The following is a 13,521-nucleotide window of genomic DNA, read 5'->3' as shown; positions in this document are numbered from 1 at the left end:
CACGCGGTCCGGTTGGTGACTCTCGGATTGTGCATCCGGGCGTCTGGCGCCCGGAATCTTTTTGATTCTATGGGGCGCTTACTCGTCCAGCATTTCCGGCGTCACATTGGCGTCGGTTCCGGGAATGCCCAGGTCAAGGGCCCGTTTGTCCGCCATGGCCAGAAGCCGCCGGATCCGGCCGGCAATCGCGTCCTTGGTCATCACGGGGTCGGCAAGCCGGCCCAGTTCGTCGAGGCTTGCCTGTTTGTGCGCCACCCGGAGTTCGCCGGCGTATTTCAGGTGGTCCGGAACGTCGTCGCCAAGGATCTCCAGGGCCCGGTCCACCCGGGCGCCGGCGGCCACCGCGGCCTGCGCGGAACGGCGCAGGTTGGCGTCGTCGAAGTTGGCGAGCCGGTTGGCCGTGGCACGGACTTCCTTGCGCATGCGGCGTTCTTCCCAGACCATCAGGGCGTCGTGGGCGCCCATCCGGGTCAACAGCGCCGCGATGGTGTCGCCGTCGCGGATGACCACCCGGTCCACTCCCCTGACCTCCCGCGCCTTGGCCTGGATGTCCAGGCGCCGGGCCGCCCCGACCAGGGCGAGGGCGGATTCGGGCCCCGGGCAGGTGACCTCCAACGAGGAGGACCGTCCCGGCTCCGTCAGCGAGCCGTGGGCCAGGAACGCCCCGCGCCATACGGCTTCGGCATCGGCCGCTGAGCCGTTGACGACGGCGGACGGCAGCCCCCGCACCGGGCGCCCCCGCCCGTCCAGCAGGCCTGTCTGCCGGGCCAGTGCTTCGCCGTCCCGGACCACGCGGACCACGTAGCGGCTGGCGCGGCGCAGTCCGCCGGCCGAGACCACGATGATTTCGCTCTGGTGTCCGTAGACCTCGGCGATGGCGGCGCGGAGCCGGCGGGCCGTAGACGCCAGGTCCACTTCCGCTTCGATGACGATCCGGCCGGAAATGATGTGCAGTCCCCCGGCGAACCGGAGCATGGCGGAAACTTCCGCCTTGCGCACTGATGACTTCTTGATGTCCAGACGGGACAGTTCTTCTTTGACTGATGCTGTCAGTGCCATGGCACCTTCCTAACTGTTCCCAAAAATGTCCTGGTACGCCGTGGCCAGCCGCAGTGGCTCGTGGACTGGGCGGCGTCCCGACGCCCCTACTTTACCCAAGACCACCTCTGCTCCAATCATGGCGGCGGCCTTCTCGAACTCCTGCCGGTCGGGTACTGAAGCGGGATCGGCGAGGACTACGTCAACGCTGAACTCCGGGGCGTACCGCCGGAGGACGTGGAGATGGTCGGCGGCGCTCATGCCTGACGTTTCCTTGGTATCGGTGGCAAGGTTCATGGTCAGGCAGCGCTTGGCCGGCGTGCTGCACAGGGCCTGGCGCATCTCGGGCAGCAGCAGGTGCGGCAGGACGGAGGTGTACCAGGACCCGGGGCCCAGGACCACCCAGTCCGCCAGCTCGATCGCCGTCAGGGCCTCCGTGCAGGCGGGCGCCGATTTCGGCAGGAGCCGGACTTCCTCGAGCGACCCGGCGACGGCGCAGCGCGCCTGCCCGTGGACGGTCTCCAGCCGGGTTCCGCCGCCGGAGGTGGTCACCCGGACGTCGCCTTCGATCGTGAGCGGGACGGTGGACATGGGCAGCACCTGGCCACGGGCACCCAGCAGCGCACCGGCCCACTTCAGTCCGGCGACGGCGTCACCCAGGAGTTCCCACAGGGTGACAATCAGCAGGTTGCCCATGGCATGTTCATCGAGGGAGCCGCCCGGGCCTTTTCCGGCGCGGAACCGGTGTTGCATGACGTCGCGCCAGGTGCGGCCCCAGTCGGTGTCGTCGCAGAGGGCGGACAGGGCCATGCGGAGGTCTCCGGGCGGGAGCACACCGTACTCCTCGCGCAGGCGCCCGGAAGAGCCGCCGTCGTCCGCCACCGTGACGATCGCGGTGAGCTCGGAAGTGAGCAGGCGCAGGGCCGACAGGGAGGCCGCCAGGCCGTGGCCGCCGCCCAGTGCCACAACGTTGGGGCCCTTGTCCTGGCCGGGAGCCGTTCCGCCGGCCGGTGGCACCAGGGGCAGGGCGCCGGTGAAAAGAGCCATTATTCGCGGCCCAGGTCCCGGTGCGCGGTGGTCACGGTGACACGCGGGTACTGGGCGAGTTTCTTGGAGAGCTCGACGGCGACTGCGACGGAGCGGTGCTTGCCGCCGGTGCAGCCGACGGCGATGGTGGCGTAGTGCTTGTTTTCCCGCCGGTACCCCTCCAACACGGGCTCCAGCGCAAGGACATAGCGGTCCACGAAGTTCTTGACCCCCTCTGCCTCAAGCACGTAGTCGCTGACGTCCTTGTCCAGGCCGGTCAGCGGGCGCAGCTGGGGCACCCAGTGCGGGTTGGGGATGAACCGCACGTCGGCCACGTAGTTTGCGTCCACCGGCAGGCCGTACTTGAAGCCGAAGCTCATGACGTTCAGACGCAGGGCCACGGGACCGGTTTCGCTGAACAGCTCCGTAATGGCCGTGGCGAGTCCGTGGACGTTGTAATTGGAGGTGTCGAGCACGACGTCGGAGCTGTCGCGCAGTTCCTGCAGCAGCTCGCGTTCCGCGGCGATGCCGTCCAGGATCCGTCCGCCGCCTTGGAGCGGGTGGGGCCGGCGGCCCTGTTCGAAGCGCCGGACCAGGACGTTGTCGCTGGCGTCGAGGAACAGCACCCGGAAGGTGACCCCGCTGGCGGCGAGTGCGCCCAGCGCGGCACGGATGTCGGCGAAAAGGCCCTTGCTGCGGACGTCGATGACCACCGCGAGCCGGGGAATGGACTGGGGAGCGTGCGAGACGAGTTCTGCCAGGGTGCCAAGCATCTGCGGCGGCAGGTTCTCCACGACATACCAGCCGTGGTCCTCCAACGCGTCGGCGGCGGTGCTCCGCCCGGCGCCGGACATTCCGGTGACCACCAGCAGCTCCGCTTCGAGCGGCTTGACTGTCTCCAGCCCGTCCTGCCCGTCCTCGGATCCCGCCGTCGTGTCTGCCATGAAGTCCGCCCCGTTTCGTTGTTGTGCCAGGGGCGGCCGCGATGGCGCCGCCCCGTCACTTACCCTAGCTAAGTTTCAATGATTTCGCCGGTGGCCATGTTGATCGCCGGGACGGACACGGCCTCGGCAGTGCCGGCGGCGAAGTGGTTCACGATGGCGCCGGCCAGGGCAGGTCCGATCCCCTTGGCTTCGGAGAGCTCTTCCACGGTGGCGGCCTTTACGCCCTTGACCGAGCCGAAGTGCGCCAGGAGGGCCTTCCGCTTGGACGCGCCCAGGCCCGGGACGGCATCGAGCGCAGAGACGGTCATGGCCTTGCCGCGCTTTTGCCGGTGGAAGGTGATGGCGAAGCGGTGGGCCTCGTCACGGATCCTCTGCAGCAGGTACAGGCCCTGGGAAGTTCGGGGCAGGATCACCGGAAAATCGCTGTCCGGCAGCCATACTTCTTCCAGCCGCTTGGCCAGGCCCACCACGTAAACGTCATCGATGCCCAGCTCGGCCAGGGCGCGCGCTGCCGCGTTCACCTGCGGCTGGCCGCCGTCCACCACCACCAGGTTCGGCGGGTAGGCGAACTTGGCTTTGGGCGCCGGCGTGGTGGTGTCCAGCACTGCGTCCCCGGCGACAAGGTCTTTGCCATCCCCGGCAAGGAGGGAGTCATCCACCTGCGCGGACTTGTCCTGCAGGTAATGGCGGAAACGCCGGGTCAGGACGTCATGCATGGCCGCGGTGTCGTCGGAGGCGGCAGGGCCGGTGATGGAGAACTTGCGGTAATCGGACTTCTTGGGCAGGCCGTCCTCCACCACCACCATGGAGGCCACCACGTTGGTGCCCTGGACGTGGGAAACGTCGAAGCATTCGATCCGGAGCAGCGGCACGGGCAGGTCAAGGGCTTCCTGCAGTTCCTGGAGCGCCTGGGACCTGACCGTGATGTCACCGGCACGCCGGGTCTTGTGGAGCTTGAGCGCGTGCTCGGCATTTTCGCGCACGGTGGACATCAGCGCCGCCTTGTCCCCGCGCTGCGGGACGCGGATGTCCACTTTGGCCCCGCGGATGCCGCCAAGCCAGGTGGCGAGGTCCTCCGCGTTGCTGGGCGCGACGGGGACCAGGACCTCGCGCGGCAGCCTGCCGTGGGTCTCGCCGTCTTCGCCGTAGACCTGCTGGAGCAGGTGCTCCACGAGGTCCGGGGTGGTGAAGTCCTCCACCTTTTCCACCACCCAGCCGCGCTGCCCGCGGATCCGGCCGCCCCGGACGTGGAACACCTGGACGGCGGCTTCGAGCTCGTCCTCGTGCAGGGCGAAGACGTCGGCGTCGGTGTCTTCGGACAGCACCACGGCGTTGCGTTCGAAGACTTTCCGCAGGGCTGCGATGTCGTCACGCAGCCGCGCGGCGTGCTCGTAGTCCAGTTTCGCCACGGCGTCGGCCATCTGCTTTTCCAGCTTGTTGATGAACCGTTTTGCTTCGCCGCCCATGAAAGCGCAGAAGTCGTCGGCCAGCGCCCTGTGGTCGTCCGGCGAAATCCGGCCCACGCAGGGTGCGGAGCATTTGTCGATGTAGCCCAGCAGGCACGGCCGGCCGCTGGCTTCGGCCCGTTTGAACACGCCGGCACTGCAGCTGCGCACAGGGAAGACGCGCAGCAGGGTGTCCATGGTTTCGCGGATGGCGCCCGCGGTATAGGGGCCGAAGTAGCGGGTTCCCTTCCGCTTGTCCCCGCGCATGACCTGCACCCTGGGGTATTTTTCGCCCATGGTGACGGCGAGGTAGGGGTAGGTCTTGTCGTCCCGGAACACGACGTTGAACCGGGGCTTGAATTCCTTGATCCAGGTGTACTCGAGCTGCAGCGATTCCAGTTCGCTGCCCACCACGGTCCACTCGACGCTGCTGGCGGCGTGGACCATGGCGTAGGTCTTCGGCAACAGGCCCGCCGGGTTGGCAAAGTATGAGTTCAGGCGGGACCGGAGGCTCTTCGCCTTTCCCACGTAAATGACCCGGCCGTGCGGGTCACGGAACCGGTAGACGCCCGGGTTGGTGGGGATTTCACCGGTTTTGGGCCGGTAACTTGCTGGATTTGCCACCTATCAAGTCTACTAAGGCGCGCCGGGCATCTGTGCCAGCCCGGCTACTCGGCGGACTTGCTCTGGTTGTAGCTGGTGGAACGCTCCTGGCCGCTCAGGGCAGCAATCGCGTCCATGATCCGGTCCGTGACTTCACGGCGCGCTGGCAGGGAATGGTCCGGGCCGGTCTTATCGAAGTACAGCGGCTCCCCCACTTTCATCGTGAAATGCTGTGGCCTGACACCCTTCTCGCCTGCCCGCTGCAGTTTCTCGGTACCGATGAGGCCCACCGGAATGACCGGAGCCCCGGTGGTCAGCGCGAGCCAGCCGACGCCGGTGCGTCCGCGGTACAGGATGCCGTCGCGGGAGCGGGTGCCTTCGGGGTAGATGCCGATGCCGCGGCCGGACTCAAGGATGTCCAGGAGTGTCTTGAGCGCCTGGACGCTGGCCGCCTGTTCGCCCCGCTCCACCGGGATGGAGCCCACGGATTCGAAGAAGGCCTTCATGACCTTGCCCTTGACGCCTCCGGTGGTGAAGTACTCGGCCTTGGCGAAGAACGCGACGGGCCGTGGCATCAGCGCCTGCACGATCACGCTGTCAAAGAATGACAGGTGGTTGGGGGCCACGATGAAGGGGCCGTCGGAGGGTACATTTTCCAGGCCGACGACGGTGGGCCGGCAGGTGCCGGAGATCAGGTTCCGCGTGGTCCAGCGGACGGCATCAAACATTTCCATCGTTGCTCACCCCGCTCATGGCCGCGGCATGGATGGCTTGCAGCCGGTCGATGACCGTGACCAGTTCCTGGCCCGTGCTGACGACGGCGACGGACCCGGCCTCTTCAAGTTCGCCGTCAGGCGCAAATCCCCAGGCCACGCCAATGCAGTCCAGGCCATTGGCGATCGCCCCCGAAACATCCTGGGCCCGGTCCCCTACCATGATGGCGTGTTCGGTATCCAGGTCCCGGAGGGCGGCGGCAATGATCTGGGTCTTACCGAGCGGAACGCCGTCCACGGCGGCTTCGTCGTCGGCGGACCCGTGGATGCCGTGGAAGAAGCCGTCGATGCCGTGGTGGGCCAGTACGGTGTGGGCCAGGCGCTGCGGCTTCTGGGTGGCCACGGCCACGGGCCGTCCGGCCGCTGCGAAGGATTCGAGGATTTCCTGGATTCCCGGGTACAGGCGGCTCTGGGCGATTCCGGTGGACACGTAGTGTTCCCGGTACCGGCGGACCACCTCTTCGAGGCGGTCCGCCGGCACCTTGGCCACATTGAGCAGTGAGTCGCTCAGCTTCGGGCCGATCATCGCATTCAGCAGGTCCTGGGCGGGAACCGGGAGCCCCAGCCCGCGGAGGGCCGATGCAATGCCTTCTGTTATTCCACCGGCCGGGTCGACAAGAGTGCCGTCCAGGTCAAAGATCACGGGCACTGTTGTTGAAGTCACCGGGTTAGTTTCTCACGACAGTACGAGTGCCTGAAACTCGCATACCCGTGCAGGAATATTTCCGGAGTGATTCCGCCGCTGGTCAGCCCAGTATTTCCGCCAGGAACTTCCCCGTGTGGCTGGTGCTTGACTTGGCTACCTGCTCGGGCGTTCCCGCCGCGACGATCTGGCCGCCACCCGAACCGCCGTCTGGCCCGAGGTCCACAAGCCAGTCCGCACTCTTGATGACGTCCAGGTTGTGCTCGATGGTGATCACCGTGTTGCCCTTGTCCACGAGCCCCTGCAGGACCATGAGGAGCTTGCGGATGTCCTCAAAGTGCAGCCCCGTGGTGGGCTCGTCCAGGACGTAGATGCTGCGCCCGTTGGACCGCTTCTGCAGCTCGGCCGCGAGTTTGACGCGCTGCGCTTCACCGCCGGACAACGTGGTGGCGGGCTGGCCCAGCCGCACATAGCCCAGTCCGACATCCACCAGGGTGTTCAGGTGGCGGGCGATGGGCGAGAATGCCGCGAAGAACTCGGCGCCCTCCTCGATGGGCATGTTGAGGACGTCAGCGATGGTCTTGCCCTTGTAGTGGACTTCCAGCGTTTCCCGGTTGTAACGGGCACCGTGGCAGACCTCGCAGGGGACGTACACGTCAGGCAGGAAGTTCATTTCGATTTTCAGCGTGCCGTCACCGGAGCATGCTTCGCAGCGGCCGCCCTTGACGTTGAAGGAGAACCGGCCCGGCAGGTAGCCGCGAACCTTGGCTTCGGTGGTCTCCGCGAAGAGCTTGCGGATGTTGTCGAACACTCCCGTGTACGTGGCCGGGTTGGATCGGGGGGTGCGGCCGATGGGGCTCTGGTCCACGTGGACCACCTTGTCCAGGTGCTCGAGGCCCTGGACGGTCTTGTGCCGGCCAGCCACCTGCTTGGCGCCGTTGAGCTTGTTGGCGAGCACCTTGTAGAGGATTTCGTTGACGAGCGTGGACTTGCCGGAACCGCTGACGCCGGTCACGGCCGTAAAGAGGCCCAGCGGGAAGGCGGCGTCGACGTTCACGAGATTGTTCTCCCGGGCGCCCACCACCTTGATCTCGCGCTTTTTGTCGTACTTCCGGCGCTTCTTGGGCACGGCAATGGCCTTGCGCCCGGACAGGTAGTCGCCGGTCAGCGACTCCTTGTTTTCCAGCAGCTCTTTGTAGGTTCCGGAATGGACCACCTGGCCGCCGTGTTCGCCGGCGCCCGGTCCGATGTCCACGATCCAGTCAGCCACGTGGATGGTGTCCTCGTCATGCTCGACGACGATGAGGGTGTTGCCCATGTCGCGGAGCCGGGTGAGGGTTTCGATGAGCCGGCGGTTGTCGCGCTGGTGCAGGCCGATGGAGGGCTCGTCCAGGACGTACAGCACGCCCACCAGGCCGGACCCGATCTGGGTGGCGAGCCTGATGCGCTGTGCTTCGCCGCCGGAGAGGGTGGCTGAGGGGCGCTCGAGGTTAAGGTATTCGAGGCCCACGTCCAGCAGGAAGGTAAGCCGCGCCTGGATCTCCTTGAGGACCTGGTGCGCGATCTGCGCTTCACGTCCGGTGAGGACCAGGGTGTTCAGGAACTCCGCACAGTCCCGCATGGGCAGTGCCGCTACTTCGGCGATGGACTTGCCGTTGATGAGGACCGAGAGCGAGGCCGGGTTGAGCCGGGCACCGTTGCAGGAAGGGCACGGGACCTGGCGCATGTATTCTTCGTAGCGGTCGCGGGCCCAGTCGGAATCGGTCTCGCCATGCTTGCGGTGGACGTACTGGATGGCACCCTCGAAGCCGGTGCTGTATTTGCGTTCACGGCCGAACCGGTTCCGGTACTGCACCACCACCTTGTGGTCCTTGCCGTGCAGGATGGTCTGGCGGACGTCTTTGCCGAGCTTCTCCCACGGCGTTGCCATGGAGAAACCCACTTCCTTGGCGAGGCCTTCCAGGAGCCGGTTCCAGTATTCGGTGGTGGCGGTTCCCAGGGACCATGGCGCGATGGCGCCTTCGGACAGCGAGAGCTCCGGGTTGGGAACGATCAGTTCCTCGTCCACCTCCAGCCGGGTACCGATTCCGCTGCAGGCCGCGCAGGCACCAAAGGGGTTGTTGAAAGAGAACGAGCGGGGCTCGATCTCGTCGATGGCCAGTGGGTGTTCGTTGGGACACGCGAGGTTTTCGGAGAAAGCCCGGATCCGTCCGGGATCGTCGGCGTCCAGATCCACGAACTCGGCCAGGACGCGGCCTTCCGCCAGGCCCAGGGCCGTCTCAATGGAGTCGGTGAGCCGCTGGCTGATGCCTTCCTTGACCACCAGGCGGTCCACCACCACCTCGATGGTGTGCTTGAACTGCTTGCCGAGCTTGGGCGGATCGCTCAACTGGACCAGGTCGCCGTCCACCCGCGCACGGGAGTAGCCCTTGGCGCTGAGCTCCTTGAACAGGTCAACGAACTCACCCTTGCGGCCGCGCACCACCGGCGCCAGGACCTGGAAGCGGGTGCCGTCTGCGAGTTCCAGGAGCTGGTCCACAATCTGCTGCGGCGTCTGCTTGGACACGGGCTCACCGCACACGGGGCAGTGCGGCCTGCCGACGCGTGCCCACAACAGGCGCATGTAGTCGTAGATTTCAGTGATGGTGCCCACGGTGGACCGCGGGTTCTTGCTGGTGGACTTCTGGTCGATGGAGACCGCCGGAGACAGCCCTTCGATGAAGTCGACGTCGGGTTTGTCCACCTGGCCCAGGAACTGGCGCGCGTAGGCGGACAGCGACTCGACATAGCGGCGCTGGCCTTCGGCGAAGATGGTGTCGAACGCCAGGGACGATTTTCCGGATCCGGAGAGGCCGGTGAAGACAATCATGGCGTCCCGGGGAAGGTCCAGGTCCACGTTGCGCAGGTTGTGCTCCCGCGCGCCCTTCACGACGAGCCTGGAGAGGTCCGGCCGCTGCGGGACGGCAGCAGGGGCGGCGGTGAAGGAGGTGGCGGGGGCAGAGGTTTCTTCAGCTACGGCTTTAGGCACCCCATAATGCTAATCGAAAACTTCTTCGAACATGCGCGGTTCCGCCCTCAGGGAACATCGTAGGCGGCCGCGAGCAGTTTGACTGCTTCCGCGAAGCTCGCCCCCTGCGCCTTGGCCACGTCCGCGTACACTGCCGCGGCGGCAGCCAGGCCTCCGAGCCTCTCATCCCGCGCCGAAACCACCGTGCCGTTCCGCCCGCGGGTGGCTACGATCCCGGCGGCTTCGAGCTCCTTGTACGCCCTGGCGACGGTGTGCGGGGCGACGTCGAGCTTCTCCGCCAGGGCACGCACGGCCGGGAGCCTGGTGCCCGGGGCCAGCGCACCGTTGTCCGCGAGGTGGATGACCTGCAGCCGCAGTTGCTCGAACAGCGCCACGGTGCTGGCGGGATTCGGCCGCCAGGCGCCGGGAAAGTCCGACGGGGCGCTCACAGGCCACCCTCCAGGACACCGGCGCGGCCATCACGGGCGGCGAACTGTGCATTGTAGAGCGCGGCGTAGTAGCTGTTGGCGGCCAGGAGGTTCTCGTGCGTTCCCTGCTCAACGATGCGTCCATGGTCCATGACCAGAATTAGATCAGCGTTCCGAACCGTGGACAAACGGTGGGCGATGATGAAACTGGTCCGGCCGTTCCTGAGCCGTTGCATCGCTTGGCGGATCAGGAGCTCGGTCCTGGAATCCACCGAGCTGGTGGCCTCGTCCAGGACCAGCACCGAGCGTCCGGCAAGCTGCGCCCTGGCAATGGTGATGAGTTGCCGCTGTCCTTGGCTGAGGGGCTCGCCGCCGTTTTCCAGTACGGTGCCATAGCCGTGGGGAAGGGACCGGATGAAACGGTGGGCATGGGTGGCCTCCGCGGCGGCTACGACGGCGTGGTCCGCAGCCTCTGGAAGGCCGTACGCGATATTGTCCCGGATGGTCCCGGCGAATAGCCAGGCATCCTGGGGAACCACGCCGAACCGGGAGCGCAGCTGGTCGCGGGGAACGGAGGAGATGTCCTGCCCGCCAATGGAGATCCGGCCCGAGGAAGGCTCTAGGAAACGCATCAGCAGGTTCACCACGGTGCTCTTGCCGGCACCGGTGTGTCCCACGATGGCCACGGCCTGCCCCGGTTCAACCGTGAAGGTGAGGTCGCGGACCGCGGGGACAGAACCAGGGTAGCGGTACGTGACGCCGTCGAAGACGATGCGGCCCGCAACCGGCCCGGCCGGCGCCGTGCCGGCCTGTTCCCGGGGGTCCTCGACGGCATCCAGGAGCGCGAAGACCCTGGCCGCCGACGCCGCGCATGACTGGATGACGCTGAGCAGGCCGCCGATCTGCCCCACGGGTTGGGTGAACAGCCGGCTGAACTGGATGAACGCCTGGACCCCGCCAATCGTCATGGACCCGGAAAGGATCTGCAGGGCTCCCACCACCGCCACCGCAATGTAGTTGAGGTTGGACATGAGGACCATCAGCGGCTGGACCACGCCGGCGGAGAATTGGGCTTTGCGGGCGGCGCGGGCCAACTGGGCGTTGCTCCGGCCGAAGACTTCCGCAGCCTGCTCCTGCCAGCCAAAAGCCTTGACCACCTCGTGGCCGCTGATGAATTCCTCCACGTGCGCGTTGAGCTCGCCGGTCTCCTTCCATTGGCTGGCGAAATGCTCCTGCGAGCGGCGCGCCACCAGCACGGTGATCCACGTCGAGACCGGGACGGTGGCAACGGCAATGGCGGCGAGCAGCGGCGAGATCCACAACATCATGGCCAGCGAGCCGCACAGCATAAGGACGGAGACGATCAGCTGCGTCAAGACCTGGTTCAGGGCCTGGGCAATGTTGTCGATGTCGTTCGTGGCGCGGCTAAGGACGTCGCCCCGGGACCGCTCCCGGAAGTAGGTGGACGGCAGGTGGTGCAGCTTGTCCTCCACCGAGGCGCGCAGCCTGAACATGAGGCCCTGGACAGCGCGGGCCGTCAGCGCCCCCTGGATCCAGTTGAACAGTGAGGCGAGGACGTACATACCGGCTACAACCGCGAGCAGGGTCCCGAGGCGCTGGTCCAGGCTGCCTTGGGCGACGCCGTCCACCACAAGGTCCGTGGCGTCACCAAGATACTTGGGAGCGGCAACGTTGAGGCCGGCGAAGGCGCACGTGGCTCCGACGGCGCCCAGGGCATGCAGCCGGAAAGGGCGCAAAAGGCCAAGGAGCCTCGCCGCGGTGGGGCGGAAGGTGTGGGCAACGGCCACGGCTTCCCCGGCCGCCGTCACAGGGGGCCGTCCAGCGCGAGCTGGGACTCGGCGATTTCCCGGTAGGTGGCGGAGTCCTGCAGCAGCTCCGCATGCGTTCCCTGGGCGGCGAGCCGGCCGTCGTCGAGCACCAGGATGAGGTCCGCGTCCTCAACGGCGGAGAGGCGTTCAGCAACCACGACCACTGTTGCGGCCGCCAAAACCTGGTCCAGTGCCAGCCTCAGCCGGGTGTCGGTGCGGTAGTCGAGGGCGGAGAAGCTGTCGTCGAAAAGGTAGAGGGGCGCCTGGCGCAACAGGGCCCGGGCAATGCACAACCTTTGACGCTGCCCGCCGGACAGGCTTGCGCCGCCCTGACCCACCGGCGTGGCAAGACCCAACGGGAGGTCGCGCATGAACCGCATGGTCTGCGCCGTTTCCAGGGCGGCCCACAGTTCCTCGTCGGTAGCCTCCGGCGCGCCCATCCGCAGGTTTTCCGCAATGGTCCCGGTGAAGAGGTGGGAGTGCTGCGGCACGATTCCCATGCCTCCGCGCAAAAGCCCCAGAGGCATGTCCCGGACGTCGCGGCCACCGACGGTGATGTGGCCTTCCGTGGGGTCGAGGAACCGCGGAATCAAGTTCAGCAGCGTCGATTTTCCGCTTCCCGTGGAGCCGACGATCGCCAGGGTGGTACCCGGAGCTGCGGTGAAGCTGATGTCCGCGAGCACCGGCGCTTCAGCTCCCGGGTAGCAGAAGCCAACCCCATGGAACTGGAGGAGGCCCGGCCCGAGTGCCGGTTTGGCCGCGTCCGTACCAGGCCCGCCTGGCCTGGCTGGTCCATGACCGGCGCCGGTCATACGGGCCGCAGCGTCGCGGACCGACGGCTGGGTGTCCAGGACAGCCTGGATGCGTTCGGCGCAGGCGGCCGCACGCGGCGCTGTCATGAGGACGTACATGGCCATCATGATGGCCAGCAGGATCTGCATGATGTAGGCGATGAAGGCGGTGAGGGCGCCGAGGTTCATCAGGCCGTCCTGGATGCGGTGGCCGCCGAACCAGACCACGGCGACCGAGCTGATGTTGACCACCAGCATGATCATCGGCAGCATCCCCGCCACCAGCAGCGCAGACTGCAGGTTGTTCGCAGTGAGGCCGGCGTTGGCCCGGGCAAACCGCTGTGCTTCGTAATCCTGGCGTACGAAGGCGCGGATGACGTCCACGCCGATGATTTGTTCGCGCAGGATTCCGCCCGAGCGGTCCAGCAGGTCCTGGCCCTCCCGGTAGAGCGGAATCAGGCGGCGCACGATCAGGTACATGATCAGGAGGAGCAGCGGCACGATCACGATCACCACCACGGACAGTGCCACGTCCTGCTGCACGGCCAGGACGATTCCCCCGACACCCATGGCGGGTCCGGCAAAGAGCATGGTGAAGACCAGGACGGCGAACGCCTGGATTTGCTGGGTGTCGTTGGTGGCACGCGTGGTCAGGCTTTGGGTTCCAAACAGTGCCACGTCCTGCGAAGACAATGACTGGATCCGGGCAAAGACCTCCGCCCGCAGCCGGCGCCCGATCCGCATGGCCACCACGGCTCCCAAGTAGCCCGCCCCGATGGCGGAGGCCGCCTGCACCACGGCAATGACGGCCATCACCGCGCCCAGCCTGGATATGACAGCCGTATCCCCGGCCACAATGCCGTCGTCAATGATCGCCGCGTTCACGGTTGGCAGGAGCAGGTTGGCCGCTGCCTGGACCAACTGGAGCAGCACGATCGCCCATACTTGGGCTTGCTGTCCCGCGAGTTGCCGCCTGATGAGACCGACCAGCAAA

At 66.7% G+C, this 13,521-nt stretch carries 10 protein-coding genes; all 10 read right to left on the bottom strand.

The genetic code is table 11. From position 1 onward, the window contains the following. Window positions 1-78: 78 nt before the first annotated feature. Window positions 79-1,059 (bottom strand): DNA-binding protein WhiA, encoded by a 981-nt coding sequence (whiA, locus tag QRM95_RS00760; RefSeq protein ID WP_015937022.1) that lies wholly within the window; start codon window positions 1,057-1,059, stop codon window positions 79-81. 9 nt (window positions 1,060-1,068) lie between these two features. Further along, a complete protein-coding gene (locus tag QRM95_RS00755; RefSeq protein ID WP_285246024.1) occupies window positions 1,069-2,085 on the bottom strand; it encodes a gluconeogenesis factor YvcK family protein in 1,017 nt (338 codons plus the stop codon). After that, window positions 2,085-3,008 carry an RNase adapter RapZ gene (rapZ, locus tag QRM95_RS00750; protein ID WP_285246023.1) on the bottom strand — a complete coding sequence of 308 codons (924 nt, stop codon included), beginning with the start codon at window positions 3,006-3,008 and terminating at the stop codon, window positions 2,085-2,087. Before rapZ ends, QRM95_RS00755 begins: the two co-directional genes overlap by 1 nt. Window positions 3,009-3,076: 68 nt before the next feature. Beyond that, on the bottom strand, window positions 3,077-5,077 hold the full coding sequence (gene uvrC / locus QRM95_RS00745) for an excinuclease ABC subunit UvrC (protein WP_285246022.1): 2,001 nt from the start codon (window positions 5,075-5,077) through the stop codon (window positions 3,077-3,079). A gap of 44 nt (window positions 5,078-5,121) precedes the next feature. Continuing rightward, window positions 5,122-5,790, bottom strand: a complete 669-nt coding sequence (locus tag QRM95_RS00740; protein WP_285243107.1) for a lysophospholipid acyltransferase family protein — start codon at window positions 5,788-5,790, stop codon at window positions 5,122-5,124. Beyond that, on the bottom strand, window positions 5,777-6,493 hold the full coding sequence (locus QRM95_RS00735) for an HAD hydrolase-like protein (RefSeq protein ID WP_285246021.1): 717 nt from the start codon (window positions 6,491-6,493) through the stop codon (window positions 5,777-5,779). The genes QRM95_RS00740 and QRM95_RS00735 overlap by 14 nt, the downstream gene beginning before the upstream one ends. Window positions 6,494-6,575: 82 nt before the next feature. Then, complete coding sequence (uvrA, locus tag QRM95_RS00730; RefSeq protein WP_285246020.1) at window positions 6,576-9,500, bottom strand: excinuclease ABC subunit UvrA; 2,925 nt, start codon at window positions 9,498-9,500, stop codon at window positions 6,576-6,578. 47 nt (window positions 9,501-9,547) lie between these two features. Continuing rightward, entirely contained in the window at window positions 9,548-9,928 is a 381-nt protein-coding gene (locus tag QRM95_RS00725; protein WP_285246019.1) for a GntR family transcriptional regulator, read from the bottom strand. Beyond that, window positions 9,925-11,736 (bottom strand): ABC transporter ATP-binding protein, encoded by a 1,812-nt coding sequence (locus QRM95_RS00720; RefSeq protein ID WP_285246018.1) that lies wholly within the window; start codon window positions 11,734-11,736, stop codon window positions 9,925-9,927. Before QRM95_RS00720 ends, QRM95_RS00725 begins: the two co-directional genes overlap by 4 nt. Beyond that, entirely contained in the window at window positions 11,733-13,520 is a 1,788-nt protein-coding gene (locus tag QRM95_RS00715) for an ABC transporter ATP-binding protein (protein WP_285246017.1), read from the bottom strand. The genes QRM95_RS00720 and QRM95_RS00715 overlap by 4 nt, the downstream gene beginning before the upstream one ends. Window position 13,521: the final 1 nt, after the last annotated feature.

This window comes from Pseudarthrobacter sp. efr-133-R2A-89 (genome assembly GCF_030209315.1).
Taxonomy (GTDB): Bacteria; Actinomycetota; Actinomycetes; order Actinomycetales; family Micrococcaceae; genus Arthrobacter.
The sequence above is the reverse complement of the archived record's forward strand: the minus strand, read 5'-3'. Positions and strand labels throughout refer to the sequence as shown.